Source organism: Nostoc sp. XA010 (assembly GCF_020829625.1).
Taxonomy (GTDB): Bacteria; Cyanobacteriota; Cyanobacteriia; order Cyanobacteriales; family Nostocaceae; genus Nostoc.
Window position 1 is genome coordinate 108142 of sequence record NZ_JAIVFX010000016.1, and the last position, 26869, is coordinate 135010.

At 41.1% G+C, this 26869-nt stretch carries 22 protein-coding genes; 11 read left to right on the forward strand and 11 right to left on the reverse strand.

Annotated elements, in window-relative coordinates:
- Positions 1-152: 152 nt before the first annotated feature.
- Positions 153-1145 (reverse strand): N-acetyl-gamma-glutamyl-phosphate reductase, encoded by a 993-nt coding sequence (gene argC / locus LC608_RS22100; protein WP_229555603.1) that lies wholly within the window; start codon positions 1143-1145, stop codon positions 153-155.
- A gap of 969 nt (positions 1146-2114) precedes the next feature.
- On the opposite strand from argC, the gene LC608_RS22105 reads away from it, so the two are divergent.
- Positions 2115-3281 (forward strand): choice-of-anchor tandem repeat GloVer-containing protein, encoded by a 1167-nt coding sequence (locus tag LC608_RS22105; protein WP_229555553.1) that lies wholly within the window; start codon positions 2115-2117, stop codon positions 3279-3281.
- Between the two features lie 319 nt (positions 3282-3600).
- A complete protein-coding gene (locus tag LC608_RS22110; RefSeq protein WP_229555554.1) occupies positions 3601-3801 on the forward strand; it encodes a hypothetical protein in 201 nt (66 codons plus the stop codon).
- A gap of 113 nt (positions 3802-3914) precedes the next feature.
- On the opposite strand, the gene glpK is transcribed toward LC608_RS22110, so the two are convergent.
- Complete coding sequence (gene glpK, locus LC608_RS22115; protein ID WP_229555555.1) at positions 3915-5429, reverse strand: glycerol kinase GlpK; 1515 nt, start codon at positions 5427-5429, stop codon at positions 3915-3917.
- Positions 5430-5795: 366 nt separating this feature from the next.
- On the opposite strand from glpK, the gene LC608_RS22120 reads away from it, so the two are divergent.
- A complete protein-coding gene (locus LC608_RS22120) occupies positions 5796-6485 on the forward strand; it encodes a CPBP family intramembrane glutamic endopeptidase (protein ID WP_229555556.1) in 690 nt (229 codons plus the stop codon).
- 30 nt (positions 6486-6515) lie between these two features.
- On the opposite strand, the gene LC608_RS22125 is transcribed toward LC608_RS22120, so the two are convergent.
- Positions 6516-7685 carry a PAS domain S-box protein gene (locus LC608_RS22125; RefSeq protein WP_229555557.1) on the reverse strand — a complete coding sequence of 390 codons (1170 nt, stop codon included), beginning with the start codon at positions 7683-7685 and terminating at the stop codon, positions 6516-6518.
- A gap of 1819 nt (positions 7686-9504) precedes the next feature.
- Between LC608_RS22125 and LC608_RS22130 the strand changes: the two genes are divergently transcribed.
- Positions 9505-9837, forward strand: a complete 333-nt coding sequence (locus LC608_RS22130) for a hypothetical protein (RefSeq protein ID WP_229555558.1) — start codon at positions 9505-9507, stop codon at positions 9835-9837.
- A 383-nt stretch (positions 9838-10220) separates the two neighbouring features.
- Here the strand turns inward: LC608_RS22130 and egtD are convergent, their stop codons facing one another.
- Positions 10221-11255, reverse strand: coding sequence for an L-histidine N(alpha)-methyltransferase (gene egtD / locus LC608_RS22135; RefSeq protein WP_229555559.1), 1035 nt, complete (start codon positions 11253-11255; stop codon positions 10221-10223).
- Positions 11256-11609: 354 nt separating this feature from the next.
- Between egtD and LC608_RS22140 the strand changes: the two genes are divergently transcribed.
- The 4 genes from LC608_RS22140 (at position 11610) to LC608_RS22155 (ending at position 15726) form a co-directional block, all read left to right on the forward strand.
- On the forward strand, positions 11610-11825 hold the full coding sequence (locus LC608_RS22140) for a hypothetical protein (protein ID WP_229555560.1): 216 nt from the start codon (positions 11610-11612) through the stop codon (positions 11823-11825).
- Positions 11825-12301 (forward strand): PIN domain-containing protein, encoded by a 477-nt coding sequence (locus LC608_RS22145; protein WP_229555561.1) that lies wholly within the window; start codon positions 11825-11827, stop codon positions 12299-12301. The genes LC608_RS22140 and LC608_RS22145 overlap by 1 nt, the downstream gene beginning before the upstream one ends.
- Before the next feature lie 124 nt (positions 12302-12425).
- Positions 12426-15434, forward strand: coding sequence for a UPF0182 family protein (locus tag LC608_RS22150; protein ID WP_229555562.1), 3009 nt, complete (start codon positions 12426-12428; stop codon positions 15432-15434).
- Between the two features lie 109 nt (positions 15435-15543).
- Positions 15544-15726 (forward strand): hypothetical protein, encoded by a 183-nt coding sequence (locus LC608_RS22155; protein WP_094328683.1) that lies wholly within the window; start codon positions 15544-15546, stop codon positions 15724-15726.
- A gap of 57 nt (positions 15727-15783) precedes the next feature.
- Here LC608_RS22155 and LC608_RS22160 read toward each other — a convergent pair whose 3' ends face one another.
- The 6 genes from LC608_RS22160 to LC608_RS22185 all read right to left on the reverse strand — a co-directional run bounded on the left by LC608_RS22160 (position 15784) and on the right by LC608_RS22185 (position 22121).
- The gene (locus LC608_RS22160; protein WP_229555563.1) at positions 15784-16251 is read right to left on the reverse strand and encodes a hypothetical protein; all 468 of its coding nucleotides are present in this window, start codon (positions 16249-16251) and stop codon (positions 15784-15786) included.
- A gap of 104 nt (positions 16252-16355) precedes the next feature.
- Entirely contained in the window at positions 16356-16658 is a 303-nt protein-coding gene (locus LC608_RS22165) for a hypothetical protein (RefSeq protein WP_229555564.1), read from the reverse strand.
- 418 nt (positions 16659-17076) lie between these two features.
- Entirely contained in the window at positions 17077-18480 is a 1404-nt protein-coding gene (locus LC608_RS22170; protein WP_229555565.1) for a glycoside hydrolase 100 family protein, read from the reverse strand.
- Between the two features lie 346 nt (positions 18481-18826).
- Positions 18827-19636, reverse strand: a complete 810-nt coding sequence (locus tag LC608_RS22175) for an SDR family oxidoreductase (protein ID WP_229555566.1) — start codon at positions 19634-19636, stop codon at positions 18827-18829.
- A 331-nt stretch (positions 19637-19967) separates the two neighbouring features.
- Positions 19968-20627 carry a class I SAM-dependent methyltransferase gene (locus tag LC608_RS22180; protein WP_229555567.1) on the reverse strand — a complete coding sequence of 220 codons (660 nt, stop codon included), beginning with the start codon at positions 20625-20627 and terminating at the stop codon, positions 19968-19970.
- Between the two features lie 135 nt (positions 20628-20762).
- The gene (locus LC608_RS22185) at positions 20763-22121 is read right to left on the reverse strand and encodes an APC family permease (protein WP_229555568.1); all 1359 of its coding nucleotides are present in this window, start codon (positions 22119-22121) and stop codon (positions 20763-20765) included.
- A gap of 104 nt (positions 22122-22225) precedes the next feature.
- On the opposite strand from LC608_RS22185, the gene LC608_RS22190 reads away from it, so the two are divergent.
- Complete coding sequence (locus LC608_RS22190; RefSeq protein WP_229555569.1) at positions 22226-22363, forward strand: hypothetical protein; 138 nt, start codon at positions 22226-22228, stop codon at positions 22361-22363.
- Between the two features lie 278 nt (positions 22364-22641).
- On the opposite strand, the gene LC608_RS22195 is transcribed toward LC608_RS22190, so the two are convergent.
- Entirely contained in the window at positions 22642-23070 is a 429-nt protein-coding gene (locus LC608_RS22195; RefSeq protein ID WP_229555570.1) for a hypothetical protein, read from the reverse strand.
- A 1160-nt stretch (positions 23071-24230) separates the two neighbouring features.
- On the opposite strand from LC608_RS22195, the gene LC608_RS22200 reads away from it, so the two are divergent.
- Both LC608_RS22200 and LC608_RS22205 read left to right on the forward strand, forming a co-directional pair.
- On the forward strand, positions 24231-24872 hold the full coding sequence (locus LC608_RS22200) for a hypothetical protein (protein WP_229555571.1): 642 nt from the start codon (positions 24231-24233) through the stop codon (positions 24870-24872).
- 245 nt (positions 24873-25117) lie between these two features.
- Entirely contained in the window at positions 25118-26461 is a 1344-nt protein-coding gene (locus tag LC608_RS22205; RefSeq protein WP_229555572.1) for a hypothetical protein, read from the forward strand.
- Positions 26462-26869: the final 408 nt, after the last annotated feature.

A 26869-nucleotide genomic window follows, 5' to 3' on the forward strand; every position in this document is an offset into this window, starting at 1 on the left:
AAGCAAAAAGACAGATTGTTTTCTCAATTTGCCTTTTTGCTTTTTAAAATGAGCAATTTACCCACTCATAATAGTTATTGCTATCTTGTACAAGCCATTAGCCATTGAGCATGAAGTAAATTACTGCTTTTTCTCTATTGCCTAACCCTCTTTCATAGCAATCCTAACTCTTCTGGAAAGCCTAGCATAATGTTTAAGTTTTGGATTGCGGCTCCCGATGCGCCTTTGCCCAAGTTGTCGAGACGAGCAACTAGCAATGCTTCTTTGGTAGCGTCATTGGCGAATACAAACACCTGAACAATATTGGTGCCGTTGATTGCGTTGGCGTAGCCCGTTGTAGACATCGCATCCAAAAATATTCCGTCTCGCAGCAGTGTAGAATCTTGGTATGGAGCAACCTGGACAAATTTTTCACTTTGGTAGTAGTTAGCGATCGCTTGATGAATAACCTCACCTGATGGTGGATTATCCAAAGTTCCTAACGGCAAAGGTATCTGAACCAGCATCCCTTGCTCAAAATCTCCTACTGCTGGTACGAATAGCGGCGGCGATGCTAACTCTGAGTAATGATGCATTTCCTTGACATGCTTATGTCCAAACTGCAAACCGTAGATAGCATAAGGATGGAGCGACTCTCCTCCAGCCTCCTGTTCATGGAAGGTATGGTATTGTTTGATCAGATTCTTTCCGCCACCAGAGTAACCTGACACTGCATTAACGGTGATGGGAAAATTACTCTTTAAAATTTCCTTGGCAATCAACGGACGGATACAGGCTAAAAATCCTGTGGGATAACAGCCTGGATTGCTGACAAACTGAGCGCTGGCGATTTTCTCTCGCTGTCCTGGATTTAGTTCAGGAAAACCATATACCCAGTTATTAGCTGTCCGATAGGCACTACTAGCATCAAGGATCTTAACCGTAGTACTACTTACTAAGCTAACAGCTTCGCGGGCTGCATCATCAGGTAGGCAGAGAATCACAACATCAACGGCGTTGATTAATTTAGCTCGCTCAGTTGCATCCTTACGTTTAGATGCCTCAATGCTAACTAACTCGATATCATCCCGTTGATTGAGGCGTGAGTAAATATGTAAGCCTGTGGTTCCTGATTCCCCATCAATAAAAATCTTAGGTTTAGTAATCATGCGTCCAGCATCCTGATCTGTGAGTAGTATTATGCAGTAAATCAATTCATGCTGGTCAAATTGCTTGTTTTTGCTCAGTCAGGAGTTGATTTAGGGAGGAAGCCAGGGCAAACGCATCTAAAGTATAAGAATCCTTTAACAAGGTTAAGGCGTTTAATTCCCCTGTCTAAAAAGGGTAGCACGTTCAGGGTAAGCGCGTTTCAAATAGCAGCGATCGCTTGATTAAACCAAGTCTAAACCTGCCCATAAAGTGTAGGATGATTGGCTTTAAGTGCTAAGACGTAATCTGCGGAAGCATCATATATTATATTTGAGCCGCAATTGCTGTTTGTGAACGCAAAATACGTGCGTTTACCCTGGCATTCTGCCTTAGTTTTTTTCAAAAATAAAATCTGATTGCTATAGCAGAGGTAAAAGTTAAATTGAAACTTTTTGTGTTGCTCACGACATCTAAAAAATAATGAGTATGTTATGTTACTGAGCGACATCATTAATGATCTCATTTTCAGCAATTAATTTAAGTGTGAATACAGCCATTACGGTATAGCCAGCCAGAGGATTTATAAATCCTTCCTAGCCAAGACTATACTAAAATTTCTGGTGATTTCTCACTAAAAGCTAGTTATGAATAACGAATCTATAGTACTTTACTTCACAACGATTTTGTGAAACAAAGTACTATAAAATTCCTTATTTTAAGCCATTCAAGCTGTTTTCAATTGTATGGAATAGATATTTCTTAAGGAGTGCAAAGTATTGCGCCCCATAGAGGATTGCATCCATACGAGAATCGCTATACCCAGTCTGAGGAAGATCCATAAAAATAAATCTCCAATCTTATTAAAACGAATAACCGACTACGCCCACATTGAAACCACCTTCGGCGGAGCAGTTCTCAAAAAGTAGGTTGGAGATTTATTTCGGGTTCGTGTCTAAGCAAATTTTTTTAGGAGTTAAGTGAACAAGATGAAACTGTGCAAACAACGTCAAAGAAAAAATAGCGTATTGATTTTAACTTCTCTGGCTGTGTTGGCTTCTCCATTAGTATTGCCTTTGCCACAAGCCTTTGCACAAACATTAACGACCGTTGTAAATTTCAACGGTACTAATGGAGCCAACCCAAAAGCAGGTGTGCTTCCAGGGAAGGATGGCAATCTTTATGGAACCACTTCCGCAGGTGGTTCGCAAGATAAAGGAACAGCATTCAAGTTAACTGGTTCTAATTTTAGTACTGTGACTACACTAGTTAACTTCACTGGAACCAATGGAACTAACCCAATTGCTAGATTATTCCAAGCAAATGATGACAATCTATATGGTGCGACCTTTACAGGCGGTACAAATAACCTTGGTACGTTGTTTCAGTTGCAAAAAACAACTTTTACAAACTTGACAACTCTTTTAAATTTCAATGGCACTAATGGAGCCAACCCAGCAGGGCGATTGATTTCAGATAGTGATGGCAAATTCTTGTGGGGGATAACTTCTGCTGGTGGGGTCAACAAGAAAGGAACTGTATTTAAGATTCCTCTGACTGGTGGTGTCCCCACTGTCGTAGTTAACTTCAACGATACTAATGGAGCAACTCCATTAGCAAGGTTGCAATTAGCTAGTGACAAAAACTATTATGGCACCGCCTCAGCAGGTGGAGCGACTAATAAAGGTGTGGTATTCAAGTTAACTCCCACAGGAGTAATAACTTCATATAGCTTTAGTGGTGCTAATGGGCAAAGTCCTCAGTCTGGATTAATTGAATCTGATAAATTTATTTATGGCACGACTTCTCTGGGTGGAGCCAATAATAAAGGAGCTATATTCAAGGTTCCGCTCGGTGGCGGTACACCGGTTTTAGTTGCCAGTTTTAATGGCACCAATGGGGCTAACCCCACAGCTGCACTCACAAAAGGAAAAGACGGTAACTTCTACGGTACGACTTCTACAGGTGGTGCAAATAATAAAGGAGCCATCTATCGGTTGACTGGAGGAACCATCACTTTGTTATTTAGTTTTAATGGCAAGAATGGGGCAACGCCGGAGTCTACCCTAATTCAACTTGCTAATGGTGCATTTTACGGTACCGCCTCTACTGGTGGCACTTCTGAAAAAGGAACCGTGTTTAAATTTACACCATAGCTTCAAATACAATCTACCTACCAAATAAATGGTAGAACGTAGATTAGAAAAATGTAGATTTTTCCACTTTCAGATAGTTACGCTTACTGACTATCTGAAAGTGGAAAAGACATTCGCAGATAACCAAATAGCTTCATGATGGAGCCAAACAATTAATCAGATTATGTCCGCCTGATTAGTTATTAAACCCGAAGAACCCCACCCCGCCAAAGCTACGCTTCGTTTCCCCTCCCCGCTTGCGGCTACGGTGTATACACAAATCTGTTGATTTGCACCTTTGTTGTATCGACCTGCACCTTTGTTGTATTGACCTGCACCTTTGTTGCATCGACCTGCACCTTTGTTGTATCGACCTGCACCTTTGTTGCATCGACCTGCACCTTTGTTGCATCGACCTGCACCTTTGTTGTATCGATTTACACCTTTGTTGTATCGACCTGCACCTTTGTTGCATCGACCTGCACCTTTGTTGCATCGACCTACAAAAATTAACCCACCCTACGTTACACAGCAACTTTAAAAGACTTGTGTGTACACTGTACGCAAGCGGGGAGGGGTTCTTTATTTTTGATTTATGCAAGAGGTCTGATGACAATTGCAAGTGTTTCCAGCGTTAATTGTTCAGGTGAACGGCTACTCCTCCCAAGCGAGAGTGCGTTTCACCGCCTTTTGCCAAGTAGCAAAGTTGGACAATGCAGCATCGCTCCCCGGCTCAAACACACGTTCAATTTGCCGTTGTTCCACCAGTGCTTTATAGCTCTGCCAAAATCCTACAGCTAAACCTGCTGCAAATGCTGCACCTTGAACAGTGGTATCGCGCATTCTCGGACGTTCAACTGGAATACCTAATACATCAGCTTGGAACTGCATCAGAAAATTATTCTCGCAAGCTCCACCATCTACCGTTAATCGCCCAACTGGAGTACTACTAGAGGCATTAATCGCCTGTACTACTTCCAGAACTTGATAAGCGATCGCTTCCAACACGGCGCGAACTAGATGCTCTGGTTGTACACTGGCGGTAATGCCGAAAAAGGCTCCCCTCGCGCTCATATCCCAGTAAGGTGCGCCTAGCCCACTAAATGCAGGCACAAAGTAGACTCCGCCATTATCTGTTACCTGATTTGCCATCGCTTCACTTTCAGCAGCAGTTTTAATCAGCTTCAGGCGATCGCGTAACCATTGAATACAAGCTCCACTAGTAAACATACTACCTTCTAAGGCATAGCCCACATCTAAAGTTCCCTTCGGATTTGCTTGTGTCCATGCCACTGTAGAAATAAGTTGATGGTGGGAGCGCACAATTTGCTCACCTGTATGAGCAACTAAAAAGCTACCAGTACCGTAAGTACATTTCATCAAACCGGGGCGATCGCAGCCATGACCGAATAGAGCAGCTTGTTGATCCCCCAAAATCGCAGTAATGGGAATCTCAGCGCCCAACAAAGTAGCATCAGTGACTCCAAATACTCCTAAACTCGGCTGAATTTGGGGCAAAATATGCGCCGGAATCTGAAATAGTTCAAGTAAGTTCTCATCCCACTCAAAAGTTTTGAGATTCATCAACATTGTCCGGCTGGCGTTGCTGTGGTCAGTAGCATGGACTTTGCCACCTGTGAGGTTCCACAGCACCCAGGTATCAATAGTGCCTGCTAAGACATTGTTCAGGTCAATATCTGTAAACTTGTCTAATAGCCACCTGAACTTAGTAGCAGAAAAGTAGGCATCGATGATTAATCCGGTGCGATCGTAAATTTCATTAGCGTAGCCTTGCTCTTGTAATTGGTGGCAAAGAGGAGCAGTACGCCGATCTTGCCAGACGATCGCTCTATGGAGTGGTTTACCAGTAGTTTTGTCCCAAATCAAACAGGTTTCACGCTGTACAGTTAGCCCCAAGGCTGCGATCTCTGATGGAGCAATCTGGGCATTGCCAATTGCGGTTTGCATCACCCAACACGTATCCTGCCAGATTTGTTGAGGGTCATGTTCTAACCATCCGGGCTGAGGATAATACTGAGTTAGTTCTTTGTATGCTTGTCCAACAATCTTGCCGTCTGCGTTAAAAACAAAGGCGCGGTTGCCTGTTGTACCTAAGTCCAGTGCTAAAATGTAGCCCAATGATTGAGTTGTGTTGCCAAGTGTGTGCATAACTGCTTTGACATGCTGCGTAGGCGATTTTAGCAATACACGTCAAATTAGATATACATTATTTTGGGTATCTTTTGAATTCTTTGTTGGGATAGCATTGGGCTTACATCCCAGATCCTTTACAACGTTGCAAGACGCTGTGCATTTTAATTATGTGTAAGTAGAGCGGCACAAAAAATCATTATATAAATCCTGCGATCGAGGGAATATTACACACAACTTCATACTAGTTTTAGTATTAAATTTTTGTGACATCGTACAAAGTGTCACTTTATTCAAGCCTGATTACGATATTAAAGTTTTATACTTCGCATATCAAAAGTAATAGTAAAAGTTAAAAGCCTCAAAATATAACAAAACTTTCGCATGTTCAAACTTAACCCAAATAAAAATGCACTACTAGCTCTGTTATTGCTTGTGCCAGTTCCGAGCATTGGTGTTGCAACTCAACTATATATGCTCCCCGGCTTGAAAGGAAATTTAGTAGCTTTATTATCTAAAATTTGGATGTTCGTACTACCTATTATTTGGTTGTTATTTGTCGATAAAGATAATTTAAAAGTTCAATATCCTAAAAGACGCGATTTGTTAGCTGGAGTCGGATTAGGGCTACTGATGCTATGTATCATGTTGATTGTTTATTGGCTGCTGGGGGCAAAGTGGATAGATGTTAAATATGTTCGTGATAGAGCAACGCAAGTTGGATTGGACAGTTTTGTGGTTTACTTAGTAGGTTCAGCGTACTGGATATTTGTCAATTCTTTACTTGAGGAATTTGTCTGGCGTTGGTTTGTCTATCGCAAATGTGAAATGTTGGTATCGAGTCCTTTAGCTGTAGTACTGTCTGCACTGTTTTTTACGATTCATCACATTGTTGGTTTAGCAGCTTACTTCGACTGGCGTGCGACAACATTATGCTCATTGGGCGTGTTCCTAGCAGGGGCGATTTGGTCATGGTGCTACTTAACTTATTGCTCAATCTGGCCTGGATATATCAGCCATATTTTTGCAGATATAGCAATTTTCCTAATTGGCTGGCAACTTATTTTTGCTTAACAAAGATGTCATTAATCTACAGCAAAGTAATTAATCAAAATCTTTCAATATCATGTGTTTTTTTAAGTCAAAACTGATTACACCTTCTTCTTGTAATTTGCCGATCAATCGTGTAATTGTTACCCTGGTAGTACAGCAGGCGCTAGCAATATCTTCGTGAGTAAAGCGAACACTTAGGCGAGTTCCCTCCGGCACAGTTTCACCAACTTCCCGTTTCAAAAGTTGTAATAGATGGTGCAAGCGCTCTTGTACCCGTCGTCTTCCAGAAATGACTAAAAAAGATTCTGTTTGGCGTAAGCGCTGATTAATTTTTGGTAAAAGGATATGGCTCAGGTTGGGGGAAGCTGCTATCTCTGCTGCATAAATTGACACCAACTCAACATCAGAGAGGGCTGTTGCTTGGTAAATGTTTAAAGATGTTAAACTAGAACCAAAAACCATTTCTGCTGTTGCCAATCCTGTTAAAACTTCTTCACCCGTTTCACAATAAGTACTAAGTTTGACCAAACCCTGACAAACATACAAAATTACTAATGGGTTAAGGGGAATAGTTTCTCCTTTAGAATATTTCTGCACAGGACGATCATACAAGAGGTTGCTATCGTCTTTGACTACTGCTGATTCTACCCCTTTCCGTTCAGAAATATTACGTAACACCCAGCGCAAAGAGGTTGCCTTACCCTGCGGATTCCGGGCAACTGCCACTGTCAAAGCTGCATCAAATAACTCACCATGATGTTGTTGCAAGCGTATCAATAGCTCTTTAACTCTGTCTGATTGAGACAGTTCAATAAGTTCGGTACGAAGGCGCTGACGTTCTTCTAGAGGGACGAAGTTAATCATTGGTTTACCCACCAAAAATTGCTTTGAAACATTGAGCAATTTAACTGCGGTGAAGTTAGCTTCTTGGATGATTCCTTCTTTATTAGTCACTAAATAGGCGTCAGGCGCAAACTCGAATAATTCTTGATAGTGTTGGCGTTCTGATTCTAAGCAATTCCGTGTTTGTATTAGTTCCTCATTTTGTTGATGGAGTTCCTCTGCTGCTAACTGCACTATCTTTGAAGTGTTATAGAGTTCTTTAAACGCTTGCGGCAGCAGTTCAGGTGAAATCCAAGGTAATACACTAGCAGTTTGGTATAAATCTGCTAAACGATTGTGCAATGTTTCTGAGCGTTGGATAAATTTTTCTATGTTCACCTTAAATTCCCGCTACTTACTTGCAGAGTTGAAGCAAAAAATCTACTAGGTAAATTATCGGAAAAATTGCAGTATTCCATATTATAAATTCAACTAGTTCTGAACTGCAATTATTATTCAATAGAACCTATAAGAGTATGTCTATTCTAGGTTTTCAACAAATTATGTTTCATAGCACTACACTTCGTATAGTATTGTAAATGACATGTATTGCATTTAACCCAGACGAGCAAAGCAGATTGAATCTAGGGAATCAAAAAGTATCTATTTATAACTGTTGCACTCAGATGCTTTCTTACAAACAAGCTTACAACATTTTGCTAAGTCTTATTTCTACCTTTAGTGGGAACATTTGGTAAACTTAGCTAAATCCGAATGCAAAATGTGCTGGTCCCAGATTATGCTAATTTGTGATCAAACTTATAAGCCAGTCACAATTATGACTAGTAGAGAAATTATTAGATAAAACAGCACAATTAGAAAACCCTGGATCTCAACTTTAAGTTCCTATTCTTGTTTAACCCACTTTTTCATTTTCCCAATGAATGATTTAGTGCTAATAATAATTTTTTTCATTATTATTACTCAGAATAACTTATAATCTTTTCCCCAACTTCCATCACAAGCATAAAGCTACTACTACCAAAGATATATAGACTAAGTTAAGTTTATTTGTGCTTATGAATACATTTTTTTGAACAAAAAGCTTCCCGACTTTTGTAATAAGTCGGAAATCTAAGCTTTTGGATTTTCACAAATCTATTAAAGAACTATTTGGCATGAGCAAAAGGTAAGACTAATGGATATTAATAAGTTAGAACTATTTGTATAGGAAATTACATAATAACTTAACAATTATCCGCCTCTCTAGTTAGAGGATAAATCAAGCAATAAGCTGGTGTAATTTAAAAATGCGTAACAGCTTATCAACGCGCAAGTTATTAAGGAGTGATGGGTGAGGTGTAAATACTATAAAATCTCATCTCGTCACTTTTTTTATTTACTTCAGTTTACAGGGCTTATCCAGTAATTGAATTACACGACTCCCAACTCACTACTCCTGGTCTCAGTCGTAGTTTAAATAACTTAAATGGTGTAATGCACCGTCCAAAACCTTTGGCAATTTAGGGCTAAGTAAGTCAGTGCGAATAAATAAAACTATATTAAGTAATATAAAATTATTGTCATCAATTTCTTAGTAAGGACTTCAGTCCTTTTTTTGGGACTAAAGTTATTACTACAAACCTTTAATTATTTACGCCGTTTTACTTAAACATCCATAATTCGCCCTACATATACATATTTAGGTTTTTTCAAAAGTCAAATTTGATTGCTCTAGATAGATTAGTATCCATCCCGGAACGCATACACGTACTTTTGTAAAAGTCACTTCATAAAAGTCAGCTTTTGTTAAAACTTTATATATTGTTGGTTGTAGTTCATTAAATATAATATTTATTAGCTAATTTACTGAAAATTGCGTTTTTCAAAAACTTCAGTAAAATTCTTATTTTAATAATAAAAAATACGACTAAATTATTAATACTTAGTGCTGACTTAATTGAGGAATAAACGTCAATTATTTCAGGTGTATCTATTTGCAGGCTTTCTGTAAGATCAATTCCGTAATTCTAGGATAACCCCTCTCTTAAAAGAAAAGCAGAGTTTAGCTTTCCTTTACCTTATATGAAAGGTAACTGAAGGGGTTAAGTTTTTGTGAGTGAATCGATGTACTAAGCTGCGATTTATCGTAGAAATCACGGTTTTATTTCCAACTGAGAACAAATACAACTTCTTGAAGCTTTTTTGACAAATCCCCATGCGACAATATATTTTTAATCTGCTAATACTGGTATTAGGAACAAGCTCGACTTTCATCATTACTCCATCTCAAGCTGAAACTCCGGTAAAATATAACACCCAAAAGACTGATAATATTAGTTCCATATCTTCAAATTCACCTTCGGCTATCCAATTGAGTGATTTTGCCAATTCTATTAATAGCAAATCACTTATCCTCTCTGAAGCAGCCAAGAACTCTTCTGGTACTAATGCCAATTTAGCTGATAATGCCAATTTAAATGCAACTAAGCCGAAGCTACGGGTTCCTATATTCAGCAGAATTTTTCCTACACCTTCGATGCAGCAATAATTAGGGGCTAAATATTTAGTTTACTAGTTTGTGATGTTAGAGGTAAATATTTTTACATTGAATACAAGCTTAATTAGTGAAAATACTAGTATACTGAGAGATTTTAATTTTTCTCTCTCACTTGTGTAGGACGAATGTCATTTATAGCGATTCTCGCTTGTATGCAACATACTTAGACCTCACTTCATTCCCCAACTCTTATAGGGTTGGGGAATGAAGTGAGGTCTACATTGCAATACGCTTGGGTTAAAGATTTTTGGTATTGATTTTAGCTATGTAGAGACGTTGCATTGCAACGTCTCTTGCATTGGATTTGGGGCTTAACTGAAATGTATTGGTCTCACTGAGAACCGCTATCTATGTGAGGCATACTCTGATTTGCTTTATGCTTGCAGTTGACAGAGCAATAAACCAAACCATTGATTTGGATCTGTCCACATTTGGAGAGGTAATAAACCCTGTGCGGTAAGTTGCTGCTTGATAATATTGAGATCAAATTTGCGGGAAATTTCGGTGAGGATAGTCTCACCTAGTGCAAAATTAACCTTGAGGTTAAGAGCGCGTAATTCTACAGTTTGCGATCGCAGGCTGCGTAAATGCATTTCTATTTGATGCTCATTTTCATTGTAAAATGCCCAGTGTTCAAACTGGGTGGTGTCAAAATTCCCCTCAAACTGTTGATTTAAATGCTCCAGCATATTGAGGTTAAATGCTGCCGTCACTCCCTGGCTGTCGTTATAAGCTGGTTCTAAAATCTGTTTCGGCTTTCGTAAATCTATCCCCAACAAGAAATACTCACCTACTTGTAGGGCTTCTGTAATTTGAGAGAAGAATACATCACATTCATTAAGTGTAAGATTACCTAAACTGCTACCAATAAAACAAATCATCCTGCTGGGTAATTGCGTCGGTAAGAGTTTTGCAAGGGCTAATTCATAAGTTGCCGCTAAAGCATAAACTTGCAGTAAGGGATAATCTCTTAATAACTGCTTGGCGCTACTTTCCAATATACCTGCACACACATCAATTGGTAAGTAGTGCAGGGGATAGTCTAGCTGCTGGTAGGCATCTAGTAAAATGCGGGTTTTGGTAGAATTGCCACTGCCAAGTTCTACTAATTCACAAGCGCCAGTTATCTTGGCAATTTCGCTAGCATACTGTTGTAAAATCGTTGTTTCTGTGCGTGTGAGATAATATTCTGGTAAATCACAGATTAGTTCAAATAGCTCAGAACCACGGTCATCATAAAAGTAAGAGGGGGGTAGAGATTTAGATGTTTGAGTTAATCCCTTCACTACATCACTCCCAGTACTAGGTGCAACTATTTGAGTTGCTCCTATCAAAGACTGCATCTGCAAGCGTTTTTCAACGGTGTTTTGAGAAGTAACGTTCCTGTTGAGAGCTTTAGATATCGACATTAAACCTCCGTATGCTTGGCGTAATAGATTACCTGTAGTGGCAAACCTTTACTCTAATTAGTGAAACACATAGCCATAGCTAATAAAATCATGCTTGAGCAATATTGCTCAAGCTTTAAAGGTATTTTTAGGGATTTCCTGATTCAAATGACAATATAGCGGTTCTCGTTTATGTGAGGTACATGGGGGGCACGGCAGTATCCGTGCCACTATGTCGTGTTGTTGAGACTTTGAACTCCAACTTCTATCCTTAAAACTCGGAACTTCATGCTCAGAACTATCTAAGCTTACCCTGAGAACTCGGATGTTCTAAACTGGAACTACATTTAAAAATTAGATCGGAGGTAAGCAATAATGCTACGAACCATTGAAGGAATTTATAAAAATGGCAAAATTGAACTAGCTCAAACACCACAAAATATTACTGAAAGCAGAGTCTTTGTTACTTTCTTAGAAACAAAACCCATGACTTGGCCAGAAACGATTATCCAACATCAAAGTATAGTAGAAAGTATCATTTTTGAGTCCTACGTAGACGAACTGCTACCACCTAACGAAATCGAGTTGTAATGATGGGTTATTTACCCTATACCTGCGTAATTAGTGATTTTGTCAATGGAGAACGAAATACTCTCAAGCTATTAAAGTCTACTGTTCCTAGAGATATTTTTATTTCCTCATTAACAGTAATGGAGGTGAAGTACGGATTAGCAATCAATCCCCAACGTGCCTTGAAAATTCAATCATTGATTGAAACATTATTAGGTTCGATTACAATTTTACCTTTTGGTATCGAAGAAGCAGAACTTGCTGCCAAAATTAGAAGTATTTTGAAAACAGCAGGTACTCCTATCGGTTCTTATGATGTGCTGATTGCAGCAACAGCACTAACTCACAATCATATTGTTGTCAAAAGAGGCAGGGGAGCAGGGGGCAGGGAGCAAGGGAGAAAGCTGAGACGGAGCTTGTTACTCCGCCCCAGCAAGAGCGCCCTTTATGGCGGGGCTTTATACCCATGTTCCGCTCTGCTCCACGGCTTCGGGTAGGGCTTGCTCCCCCTGCTCCCTGCTAAGAGCCCCTCCGCTTCTTGGTAACATCTAATGTTCGAGAATTTCAAAGAGTACCCAGCTTGCAAATAGAGAATTGACGTTCTTATTAAATTACATATCAATGTATTGGAAATGGGGCTTTAGACTATTAATTGTATTTTTAGGGCTATGGCTACTCCTAAATCTGGGTTCCCGCGTGGGAGCAGAGATTTTTTGGTTTCAGGAAGTTGGCTACCTCCAAGTATTTCTGTTGAGGGTGGTAACTCGTGGTATTTTGTGGGTAGTCGTGGCTGGGATAACTGCTGCCTATCTACTGCTAAACCTGGCTCTAGCACAACGGCTAAAATATCCCCAGTCGCTGAAGATTGAAGAAGTCCGGCGTGAGGAAGCACAACTGAGCAGTGAATTAAAAAATTTTCTCAGTCCTCATTATCCAAGAGGCAACGAAACCCGCACACTTACGCCGCAACCCTTTAAACCTTTCAGATTGCGCTGGTTATTACCCCTATCTTTGGTACTGAGCTTGTTGATCGGGTTAATGCTGGCTCACTATGGTCAAATTGCTCTTTCTTACTGGCATCCTCCAGTTAATAAAGCTAGTCAACCCATTCTTAGCTTGTTCCGACTAGAGACAATTTGGCAGATATTGAGGCAGATTTTCTCTCAAGTCTCGTATCTCGGTTTAATTGGGGGAGTAGCGATCGCAATCTTAATTTATCCCCAATTTTTATTAACTGCGATCGCACTTGTTTTCAGTCCAATTTTTGGGTTGATCCTATTCCAAAACTGGGCAAAGGTGCTGCAATATTTTCACCCCACCCTTTTCAACAGCACTGAGCCTTTATTTGGTCGAGATATCAGCTTTTACGTATTTTCCTTACCCTTTTGGGAACTGCTAGAACTCTGGCTGATGGGATTATGTTTGTATGGCTTTATCGCTGTTACTCTCACTTATCTCTTGTCGGCTGACAGTTTGAGTCAGGGGATTTTCCCTGGTTTTTCACCCCAGCAGCAGCGTCATTTATCCGGTATGGGTGGCTTGTTAATGCTGGTAGTGGCTTTTAGTTATTGGCTGAGTCGCTATGAACTGGTGTATTCTACCCGTGGAGTAAGTTATGGTGCCAGTTATACCGATGTGACAGCCCAGTTGCCAGCTTACACCGTCTTGTGCATCGTGGCAGTAGCGATCGCAACTTACCTACTTTGGCGAACATTTTTCTGGAAACCCAAATCTCAGTATCGTCGTTTAGTATTTTACGGATTAGGGGTTTATTTAGTACTAGTTGTAGCAGCTGATGTTGTTATACCTGCTGTGGTGCAATATTTAATTGTTCAACCTAATGAGTTGCAACGAGAGCAACCCTACATTCAGCGAACTATTGCTTTGACTCGCCAAGCATTCGATCTAGAGGCGATCGATGCCAGAACCTTCAACCCCCAAGGAACACTAACTGAAGCTGATATTCAAAAGAATGACTTGACAATTCGGAATATTCGCCTTTGGGATCAGCGGCCACTGTTACAAACTAACCGTCAACTGCAACAAATCCGGCCGTATTATCGGTTCCCCGATGCCGATATTGATCGGTATACTCTCAAAACAGATGTAACTTCACCCCGACTATCAGCCCCCCAAAAACCGCCAGAACCGGAGCAGCAAGCAGCTGAGCCAGCAGAACGGCGGCAGGTACTGATTGCCGCGCGAGAATTAGATTACAATGCTGTACCACAGGAAGCTCAAACATGGGTTAACCGTCATTTAATTTATACTCACGGTTTTGGGTTCACTGTTAGCCCAGTCAATACAGTTGGGCCGGGTGGGCTACCAGAATATTTTGTCAAAGATATTAGCGGTGATAGTAGCGCTCTCACAACTTCCAGTGAAGCCATTCGTGACAGTATTCCCATTGGGCAACCCCGAATTTATTACGGTGAAATAGCTAATACCTACGTGATGACTGGCACAAGAGTTAGAGAGCTAGACTATCCCAGTGGTAGTGACAATGTTTACAACTCTTATGATGGTCTGGGTGGTGTTCAAATCGGTTCAGCATGGCGACGCTGGTTATTTGCCATGTATTTGAAAGATTGGCAAATGTTATTCACACGGGACTTTTTGCCTGAGACAAAGGTGTTGTTCCGGCGAAATGTGAAGCAACGTATTCAAGCGATCGCGCCTTTTCTCAAATTTGACAGCGACCCCTATTTAGTAGCTGCTGCTGCTAATCAAGATTTGCCAAGCAATCCCAGTTATCTTTACTGGATTGTTGATGCCTACACAACGAGCGATCGCTATCCTTACTCAGACACTGGTAGCGATGGTATCAACTACATTCGCAACTCAATCAAGGTAGTGATTGATGCCTATCACGGTAGTGTTAACTTTTATATTGCCGATCCAAGCGATCCAATCATTGCCACTTGGTCAGCGATATTTCCCAACATGTTTAAACCCCTCAGTACAATGCCAGTCAATCTCCGCAGTCATACGCGGTATCCGGTGGACTTCTTCAAAATTCAATCTGAGCGGTTGATGACCTACCACATGACCGATCCCCAGGTATTTTACAATCGGGAAGACCAGTGGCAAATCCCCAACGAAATCTATGGCAGTGAACCTCGTCCGCTAGAGCCGTACTATTTGATTACTAGTCTACCCACTGTACCTTTTGAAGAGTTTATTCTACTTCTGCCTTATACTCCCAAACAACGGACTAATTTAATCGCTTGGTTAGCGGCGCGATCGGATGGCAAAAACTACGGTAAGCTGGTGCTATATGTCTTTCCTAAAGAACGCCTGCTTTACGGGCCAGAGCAAATCGAGGCGCGGATTAACCAAGATCCAGTAATTTCTCAGCAAATTTCCCTGTGGAATCGTCAGGGGTCGAGAGCTATTCAAGGTAATCTACTTGTAATTCCCATTGAGCAATCGCTGCTATACGTCGAGCCAATCTATTTAGAAGCCACACAAAATAGTCTGCCAACTTTGGTGCGGGTAGTCGTGGCTTATGAAAACCGGATTGTCATGGCACAAACATTAGAACAAGCCTTGCAGGCAATTTTTAAACCAGAAGTTACACCAGCCCCAGCGATTATCCGTCCCTTTGAAGAAGCAGCCCCGCCTGGCTAAGGGATTATAAAACACATAGCAAGCGACAGGGAGCGGTTGCCATTAACAAAATTTATTACAACAGACATAGTTTAATAGTTAAACATAATGTAATAGACACTAAAAGTTAATGAACATGCTACAAAGTAACCAACTAGAAATCCGCCACATTAGTCCTAAAGTGAGGCAGTTGATTAAAATGTATGCCGATGTTAATAACTGTACGCAGTCTGAGATGTTGGAACGCATTATTTTGGAGTGGAACGCCCAACAAAGCGAGAGCGAACGACCGCCAGGAGATGAAGATGAATAGCTTTCTTGGACAATCTCTAATCAGCTTCTAGCGATACACTTTGATGAATTTGGCTCTTTAGTTGGAGAAAAACTTTCTAGAAATTGGGTCTTGTTTGAGGGATTGAATAAAATCCCTCAAAGTCATCATGCTACCTGTTAAAGTGAATTTAGGAGTGCCATTTTGAGCAACGATTCTTACTTCACCATCTTGGATCTGAATCTTATTTTTAATACTATCCCATAGAGTATCGAAGCTCTGATCATCGTTGCAACCATTGGCTTCAAGGAATCTTTGGCGGACTTCTGTTTTTAGCGCTAGTGCTTCTGCTGCTTGAGTCCGCGCCTCAAAGTGTTTAATTATATCTTCATAAGCACTTTCCCTCAAAGTTTTATTTTCAGCCTGAACTTGCTCTAACTGAGTTTTTATAGCTTGTAGTTGGGACGCTAAAGCGGCTGATTTCTGGTATTCAAGTTTTAAGGCTTGCTTTGCATTGGCTAACAAAGCTTTATAATCTAGCTGATCTTGATTTTTTTCGGATTGCATTTTTATCTCTTGATAAACAGATTTTCGTTGAAAAAATCTCGTCAGTTCTATTACAAAAACTGGCGAGAGTTTAGTAAATATTTTCTGTGTTATCTAAGTATTCCTTATTGTACTAATAATGGTGTTTCCGAGTGAGGATTTTGCTGAATACTACTCAGACTAGAACTAATGTGGGAGCGGATAGCTTTTTCATAAACACTAGTCTGCTGATTACGTACCCCTACAGCTTGATATATTAAGTTAACTTCTGGGAATTCAGACCAATACATCAAGAAAATGTCTTTAGCTGGAGTAATAATTTCATAATTATTCTCCTGTCTTTTCTTTCTAAGTTTACAATTATTTAGTTGTAATTTTTGTCTGAATAGTTGTTCAAATTCTGAAATTAAATCTGAAGTATTTTTCATGGTTTATACACGTTAAAACGTGTTGATGATGCAAAGACTATCTGGTGATATTACTAAGTATGACACTTCAGATACCTCTTACTATATAGTGTATCAGTTATCGGGTATTTGAGGAGAGGATTCAGACGCAGGGTAATTCGTTGGCTCAGGCTCTGGTAGAAAAGAGGCTGTGCGATCGCTGCGACCTGTTGATTGCGATTTTACCTAGCACAACTCTGGTATTTATTCACTTATACTTACTACCAGTTTGGCGTAGATCCATATTCCTAGGTCGAAGCAAGCTATGCATAGCCTCTGGTAGAGAAGCGGCTTGCCCTGAGGCATCGCTGTTTCAGTGTAGCTAGTTAGCAGAGACACCCTATATAAAATCACACAGCTAAATCATATTCTCTTTAGAGCCTTAGGGGGCAATCAGTACTTACAGGCTACAGCCTGCGACTTCAAGACCCTCTGCAAAGCTGATTAATTCTAAGTACTCTGGATTTTCTACGAACTTTTTGGCTGCTAGCAATCCGGCAATGCTCCAGGTTTGATAAATTCTAGCTTCTTTGCCAATCAAACGACCATTGTTGCCATCGTAGTATTCTGGGAATTTATCCTTAAATAAACGCCTTTCGGCAATGGCGATCGCTGCTTGGGCAAGTTCTGTTCGACCTGCCTTCAGTGCGGCGGCGGTAAATAACCACAGCAAAACGGGCCAGTTACCGCCGTTGTGATAAGACCAAGCCCTGTTCTTAGCATCACATCCTGTAACAATTCTCCACTCTAAACCATCCATTGCTGGAAAGCAGATTTTAACAGGCATATAGCCGATCAAGTCTTGCCAACGTTGGGCAAATAAATTCATAATGCTTTGAGATTCTTTTTCGCTTGCTAAGGAAGTTAAAATTGCCATTAGATTTCCCAGAGCAAAAAAGCGAAAATCTATCCGTCCCGGCCCCAGATTTCCCGCTAAATATCCTCCAGTTTCGGGCAACCACTCGGTCAACCAAGTGGGGATTGATTCTGAGTTGATGTTGAATTTATTAACAATTTCTTTACCAAATTCGTTATCCTTGTAACGATAAATTTCCCCCAATCGCTTCAGGTCTAGCCAGTAATAGTTGCGGATATGATATTTCAAAGATCCCAATCGCCTATTGACTTTGCCAAGGTACGTATCGCCATCTCCATCTGGTAAAAGCAATTCAGTAGCAGCTCTGAGGGATGCATAGAATAATACTTGAATTTCTAGAGGATGTTCGTAGACTCCCATGCGACGGTCAATCATAAACGCGCCATCGGGAACTAACATTGTTGGGTACATGGAGAAGCGATGTACCAAGCAAAGATCCAAAATTAACTTGATTCCTGCTTGAAAATCTGGCTGACGCGCTAGGGTTAAATCGCCTGTAACTTTTTCATAAGCGCGTAGCAAGAGAATCCACCACATACAAGAATCAATTGGGGGAACGCGAGCGATCGCTAGTTCACCAAAATCAGCGACCAAAAATTCCTCATTCCCATTACAATGTACTTTGAAACTTGCAGGCATTAATCCCGCTCCTGGTTCAAAGCAGTCTATCTGCTTATCATGACTTTGTAATTTCAGTGTTTCTACTAAGAAGTTACGCACAATCTCTGTTTTGCCGTGCATGAGAAACACCAAGGCAGAAGGGACAAAATCGCGGAGGAAGCACTGATCGTAATTGAGCGCATCTGACTCCGCATCTCTGGCGGCTACAGTACCAATGGGTTTTCCCTGGTAATAAATTATCGACTCTTCCAACAATTCCCAGGCTTCTGCTTCGAGCAGACTGTTCTTATCGATCGCGCTAGTCATGGGCGTTTAATTCCACTAATGGTATGTATCGGCTCAATTGTGGAAAGTACGCAAGCCTACCTCAACGAAGAGGCAGGGGGCAGGGGGAAGGGAGCAGGGGGATATGACCTCTTCCTCCTGCTGTGGAGCAGAGCAGAATATAGGTCTAAATCTTCCACTTCAACAAACGTAGTTCTCGTACCATACGGGAAGCTAACGCAACAGGTAGGGTGTTTACGTAGCTCTAGCTCTTCATTGCCCGTAGCTCTACCGTTGACCCAGCCTCTCCAACAGTTGGGTCTAACTGTCGAATTCCCTTTCTGTTCTATTCCCCTTGCTCCATGCTCCCTGCCCCCTTGCCTCTTTTTCAAGCTGACCAGCTTTCTCGGAAGTCAGCATACAGAGTTAATCCACCATCTATAAAGAGGGTTTGTCCGGTGATGTAGGCGGCTTCATCCGAAGCTAAAAAAGCTACTGCGGCTGCCATCTCCTCTGAGGAGCCAGCACGCCCCATTGGGATGTGACTTTCCACAACCGCCTTTTTTTCGGGGTCATCTATCCAGGCTTGATTTATTGGCGTGACTGTTGCTCCGGGGGCAATGGCGTTGACACGAATACCTTGCTTGGCATATTCCAATGCTAAAGTTTTGGTTAGGTTTTCCATACCACCTTTGCTGATGGAATAACTGATATACATCGGTCGCGGAATAATTTCGTGAACGCTGGAAATATTAATAATCACCCCCCGACGATTAACAGACAGGAGGTGTTTAATAGTTTCACGGGCGCAAAGATAAGCACCCCGGAGATTGACTGCAATTACCCGGTCAAAGTCTGCTGTGGTAACTTCGTGGGATGGACTTTCTGCTTGAATGCCAGCATTGTTAACTAGAATATCTAAACTGCCAAATTCCTTGACTACGGTGTTGACCATCTCAACAATGTCTGATTCTTGGGAGACATCTCCCTGAACCGGTAGCGACTTCACACCACAATTTTCGATATTTCCGCAGGCTTTTTGCAATGCCATCTCTTCCGTGTCTGCCGCAGCTTCGGGGTCTTTGCGGTAATTGATGGCGATGTTGCACCCTTCTTGAGCGAGTCTGATAGCGATCGCCTGACCAATACCTGAAGTTGCACCTGTAATTAAAGCATTCTTTCCTTTTAACCCTATCATATTTCCTGCCTAAGCTGCCCTTACTTGAATTTGCACCAGTCAAAAAATTTTGGATTTTAGATTATTCTTTTGAGTATTAAACTTGCTGTTGTCAACCTCCAATAGAGGTAATTTAAAAATATAAAGGTTTTCGTTTGTATGAAGTACATTTCATGCCCAACTCCTCTCTTTGCCAAGGAGCTACGGTGTAAACACAAATTATACGATTACCTAAAAGTCCTCTAAAACCTCACCCTGTCCTATCGGACATCCCTTTCCTTACTAAGGAGAGGCACAGGTTTTGCTTGTGCAAAACCAGGGTGAAGTATCTTAGGGGCAATGGTATTAGTCCCTAGCGCAAATTCGCTGGCACTTTTTCAGGAACTACCCAATAGTAAATAGTTTTGCCCTCTACAGTCAGCGTCTGGTCTGGTTTCCAGTCGCCCATATCGAAGGCATGGGAGACAATGCGAGTACCAGGTTTAAGTTCACTCAATAGCTTGGGACGAAGTTTGAGGTTAATTTCAGGCAGCAAATAAAGTGTAACTACTGTTGCTTTACTAAAGTCAGTCTTGAACAAGTCTTGTTGGACAAACTTCACGCGATCGGTTACTCCTGCCTTCTGGGCATTCTCATTAGCTTCTTTGACGCGTTGGGGGTCAATATCTATCCCAAAACCCTGCGTACCAAACTTTTGTGCCGCAGTATTGACAATTCTGCCATCACCACTACCAAGGTCGTAAAGCAGATCATTTTTACCCACTTTTGCCACTTTCAACATTGCGTCTACCACTGCCTGTGGTGTAGGCACATAGGGAACATCGCCGGGGCGTTCTTGTGGTTGAGTTGTGGGAGTTGTCGTAGCTGGTATTTCGGTTTCGGTCTGACCTGTTAAAGTAGAAGGTTGTGTCCCGGCTTCCAAATCTTGCTGTTGCGGCGCACATCCAGCAATTCCCAAACTGGTAATACTAACGCCTGTAACCAGTAAAAACAGAATTTTTTTGAAGTTCATCAATTTTCTCCTTGATTCAATAGCTTGTGGTTAGTAGTTAGTAAAACAATTGATAGTCATGGAATTTTGAATTGCTTATAGTGTGAGATTTAGGTTGCAAAATCCAAAATCCAAAATCTAAAATCCAAAATCGTATTAAGTCCTACCTTGGCGATAGTTATTCCAGAACAACAGGGGAATACCTGCTGCCACAACTAAAACACCTGCAACTGCTCCCACACCTGTATAAACCAAGCTGGAATAAAGCAAGTAAGCGCAGACGGCACAAAAGAGTAATGGTGTGAAAGGATAAAATGGCACACGGAATGGGCGCACTATGTGGGGTTCGCGGATTCGCAATACTAGCAGTGATATCCCGGAAAGCAAGAAGAAGAACCAAAATATCGGGGCGGTGTAATCCACCATTGTTTCAAAGCCTTTGCGGGTGAGCGTGCCTAAAAAAACCAGTCCTAAGGCGATCGCAGCTTGCAACAATAAGGCATGGGTAGGAGTACTAGGACGTTGTTGCCAGCGTCCCATAAAACCAAATAGCGAAAAATCCTGTCCCAGTGCGAAATTGGTACGCGCTCCGGTAAATATTGTGGCGTTCGTTGCTCCCAAAGTAGCGATCGCAATCAATACACTGATAAACAAGGCTCCTGGTGCGCCCCAAAGAGAGCGCATTAAATCTGCGGCTACTGCTTCTGACTGGGCCATGTTTGCTAATCCCAATCCCCGCAGGTAAGCCAGATTGATGAGTAAGTAAATGGCAGTGATAATGCCAATACTCCACATTAGCGATCGCACAATATTACGTCGTCCATCCTGAATTTCTGCCGAGATGTAAGCTGCTTCATTCCAACCGCCGTAAGAGAGCAGCACAAACACCATCCCCAATCCCCACGTTCCTGATGATGTAGATTCCACAGGGGCGGCAGAATTAGGAATGGCGGTAAGCCCAAGAATTACTACCAGCAACAAACCTAGAACTTTCGCAGCACTCAGCAAGTTTTGTGTCCACTTACCCTGCTGCAAACCGATGATGTTCAAAGCAGTTAAAAGTGCGATCGCTATGGCTGCATAAATAGAAGACGAAAACGTTCCTAGCCGCCATATCTGAGAAACATAATCGCCAAAAACAAATGCCAACAGGGCAATGGAACCAGTTTGAATCACTGTCATCCGCGCCCAGGCAAATAAAAAGGCGACTCCCCGCCCGAATGCACGTTTCAAATAATTGTAGGCACCACCAACATCGGGATAGACAGTGGCTAACTCTGAATAGCACAGCGCTCCTACCAGAGATATCACACCACCAATTAGCCAAAAAAGTAGTACAGCAATATCACTACCTGCTTGATTTGCCACTAAAGCCGGGGTTTCAAAAATCCCCGCCCCGATGACAATACCGACAATCAGAGCCACTGCGTCTGGTAATGTTAGCGATGGCTTGGGTGCTGCTACTTCAGTTGTTGCTGTTTGTTGAAGCAAATTGTAGTCTTTACGTCTACTCACATTACTTCCTTATTAGTGTTGAGTGGGGACTTGCCGCTTTGTTTCATCTTTTTTTGCAGTGTTTTACCTATATCTCTATGGTTTAAAACAAATGTGACTCAAAAATGACAATCATCAGAGATATGCCTTCAAACGGTAATATCCATCTCGCCACATTCAGATCAATCTCTCTACAGCGATCGCTTCAATTTCTGTTGCTAGACAACATCTATGGTTTTCATAACAATGGCAACTTAATGTGAGACAAGGAACAATGCCCCAGTTTCCTGTTAAGTCCCTAATGTCACCTATCTACCTCTGATTTCCTTCAGAAGTATTTACATTGTTAACTTGTCTTAATTCTGGTAACAGGCTAGAAAATCTCACTCAATAAAACGTCTTCCTTGAGTGGTATTTATAGTAGTCTATAGAATGATTGACTAATAACAGGAATCGTGCATTATTTTATCAAATAGCTAGAGAAAGCGATCGCCTAAAACTTCAGATTAAATAACAAAAATCTTTTTTTACTTTTATTCCTTTAGTATCTGCTACTGGGAAAAAGTAAAATATCTATCAATTCGCCAATCACTAAACCTAATATTGCTATGACTGTTAAAATCCAAAATGAATCTAGCTTGTCGAAGCCAGAAAAGCGCATTTCCAAATCAGCTAGAAGCGTAGTTGCTAGGGGTATGAGAAAAAGCCTTAATAATAGCGACCAAGTTGCTACAAAAGCAATTGATATACTTAAAAATAATATAACAGCTAAACTTTTAGACCCAAATTCAACTAAACGCTCTAACCAAGAAATACTTTTCCGCACTACAGCTATAACCATAGCAGCGACAAAAGCTCCTACTAACCAAATAATATGATGAGCAGCAAGATACCATCCCAGGAGAGTGTAAGCCAGCCATAGTAATACTAAAGGCATCAAAGGAATCCTATTAAAAAATTCCGCATTCATACTGCTAAGGCTTGTAAAAATACCAAGTTAATATCTTAATTGTAGTCAAACTTTGTTACCACTTAAACATCTAAATATATCAACTTTGCTCAGGATATTCCTCTACCTACAGGACAAATTTAAGGACATACTCTTTCGTTGTGATAAAAAAATGTATATAGGTCTAGTTAATGTTTCTATCGGAATATCTGAGCCTTAGACGCCTAGAAGGTAATACGCTTAGGTTAGCGTCAAAACCTTAAGTTGCGTAGGTTTAGTTGAGGGATAAACCCAACAGTTCGGGGGCTTTGTTGGGTTAAGCAAAGCGTAACCCAACCTACAATTTTTTATAAAGCCAAGCGTATCGGCTTACAAGGTCTATAACAACAACAGCTTACTAAATAGTAAAACTTGTACTTAGTAAATTAAAGTTATATTTAAAACATAAGTTACTGATTTAAGAACAAAATTACTAGATTCTAAAATACTAGTAAGGTATAAGTAAATTGATTTTGATTCTCAGCTATTTGCCATGAAATTTAATCAAGAGGTAGTTACAATTCACCGTGTACAACTTTGACAACTGTCCACAATAGTGTTGCATGTCTCAAGCTCATGGTAATATTATTTTACTGTTAGGAGATATTATTTTATACATCAAGTTTAAAACATGCTGAAACAGTTAGTTAGGTGCGCTACCTTCAAAAAAGAAAAATTATTCAATCCACCAAGGAAATCCACAAAAGCGCTAACGTGCAAAGCACAGAGCTTTTAGAATTATGCTTATATAAGGTACTAAATAGCTCACAAAGGCCTCTTTGAAAAATCATTAGAGCTAGCTAAGAACGCATAAAAGCCTCTTAAAATGGCAAAAAATTAGACAAGAGTAAATAGAAAAGTTTTGACACTAAGTCAGTTGTTTTTCGTATATGTAAAAATATCGAAAAGCCAAATTTGTCTTGTCAATAAGACACTAATATTATGTGTTTTATTTTAGATGCTGATTTCTCTTTGTGGGTAGTTACCTATATAAAATCCCTATTTCATTGTCGAAAACTTAAGCTACCTCGACCAAATGAGGCAAACACTTAAATCTAAAAAATGATTTAGGACTGCTAGATCAATCTTGATTTAGTAATGACTCGATTCTTAACAACGTCAGCAAAAGTAACAGGAAAAACATGAATATTATTGTTCGTTTGGTTGGAGCGATCGCTCTCCAAATATCTGCGATCGCTACAATGTCTACTATGGCAATGGCTAATGACAAGCCTCTACGTGTCGATACCCAGCAGGCCCCTACTGCTGCTCAACAAAAAACAACGCAGAGGATTTGCTCTTTAGATCCCATTGATAATTTATTACCTCCAGTACAGGCAAAGGCAAGTAATTCTTTGCTTTCTTACCTTGCAGAACAGGGTTTTATACAGAATCAAGAGGGTTCTTGGGTCTGTTATGCGAACGATCCTAAAAAAGAAGGGCGTTACTTTACCCTATTTAAGGTTAAACAAGTTGATGGCAGGCTCATAGCAAGTTCTTTCCTAGATGAGGGCAGTCTGATTCAGGGACAGGAAAATCGTAGTTTGGACTTCTTTATGATGCTGATTAAGCGTCATACGAATACTAGTCCAGAGAACCGTCAAGGTATACGTAGGTATTTAGAAGCCTTTGTCTCGTTAGTAAAAGAAGGCAAGATCAAACCTACACGTCGTGGGTTTCTTTTCGACCAACCAAACCGGGGATTGGTCTTATATCACACGCTCTCATCAGGAAATCTCAAAGGTACCGGAATCACGATCAACATTTCTTTACCTAAGAGTTGAATGAATTAGGTAGTGGGGAGTGAAATGGGTATAGATGGGGATTCAAACCTCACTCAACTCGTAAAGAAATTTTCTCCCAATCCCTAATCGTAGCTACCAAGGATAGGAATGCTGTTTGCAGACTCGGTGAGTCTGCGGTATTGCTGCGACCCATTGGATTTATAGAGCTATTAATATCAACCCCACGGACTGAAAGAGGGACGTGAACAACCAATGAAATTGCTGTCATTTAGTGGAGGTGCATCTTGCCTAAATCAATCGTTCAAAGAATTGCAATGCCGTTCGCAAAGCGTTTGTCTGCGACACGCTGCGCGAACGTAGAGAAGGGGGTTCGGTTTGCGACCATCGTATTCTCATCTATTGCAGTAGTACTGACTACGTGTCAGTCTAGTTTTGCACAGCTCAATATTGGACGCTATGGTATCCAGCAAGGACTGGAGTATGAGTATCTCCAGTACCAAATCAATAACCAGAATCTGAGCCAGATGCGAGTCATTCCTGGATGTGATGTGGGATTTGGTCTGACCTGCAATAAAACTGGCTCGGTAATCCAGCGATTACTGGATTTAAACGACGGGACTAGCTATCAAAACCTCTTGATACGAGCAGCTGGTGGGGAAGAAAACTTCCAGAATTTCGCTAGCTTTTACGGTAACAATCCCAACCTCTCTGAGGTGCCTTACGCCTCATTTTGGAGAAACCAATCCCCCGCAATCATGGATAGTTCCCAATACCTTCTTGGACAACCTGTTGGTCGGAATCCAGTAGAAGGACTCGGACTTGTAACCAAGCAGTTCTACTGGTCACCATACTCAGGAACCAATAACTCGGTTAGTCTCCGTAATGGATTACTAGACTTGAAGTTGTCATACGGACGACTACTCTTTGAGGAAGCCTCAAAAATCCCTAACATTAAGGAGCAGATTCAGTCTTTAGGTCTGTCGCCAGAGATGACGAATTTCTATTTCAATAAAATCTCTACAGGCTTGAATGCGTTGAATTCTGGAAATCAAAACCAACTCCAACAGAGGATTTTTGAAGTACTATCGTTTCCATACTCTGAAAATGGTGGGGAACTCGGACGTCCCATTAACGCGATTCCACAGGAATTTAGTCAGATATTGGGAGAAGATATCCCAGGAGATATATTGCTGAGTGATAATCCACTAGCGTTGGATGGAGAAGTAATGGGCCTCGATACTTCCCCTGCCTCTATGGGAGATGTTTTGGTACAAGACAGTCCTGATTCCTTTCCACTCTGGCCAATATTCGGAATTGGGGGTCTTGCTTTAATTCTGCTTCTACTAATGAATGGCGATAGTTCCTCAGCTCAAGCATCTGTTTCATCTGTTTCTTCGGGAAATACACCTTTGTCTCTCACTAGCACAGGCGAATGCGATCTGACTCCCAGTGGTAATGCTCCCGATCACACACAGATCATTGAGGTTCCGTGTAATGTTACTCCTAAAACCCCTATGGAAGTGAAGAAGGTAGTGGAGCCATCAATGATCAAAGCGCTTATATTGCTAATTGTTTTACTATGCATAGTCGGTTACAAACACCGCTCTTTAAAAATCCGTAATTCATAGCAGCTTTAATTTTTGTAAGGGTACAGTAATAATCATTGGTGTCATAAGGTAAAAGTCATGTCTCGCATGGAACTAAAGTTCCATGCGGGTGAGGGAGCCAGCAGTTAAGCTATCTCTAGGCTTTTTTTGACACGTATGAGTAATACTGTGCCCCTACAGTACAAGTCTATTTACCTGGCGATCGCTTGTAAAAGTATTCAGGGCTTACGCAACTGGCAATACTGCGTAGGTTTTGCCTAAAAAATAACTTTAATGTAGGTTAGGTTGAGGAATATAGACCCTTTCGCGGATCGTCTCGTAAAGTCGTCTTTAGACAACTTTCATCACTATTAGACTCAGAATTCATTCTAAGGCGGGCTAGATGAGCACTCCAAAAGCCCCATCTTCAGCGAAAACTTTCTACTAGAT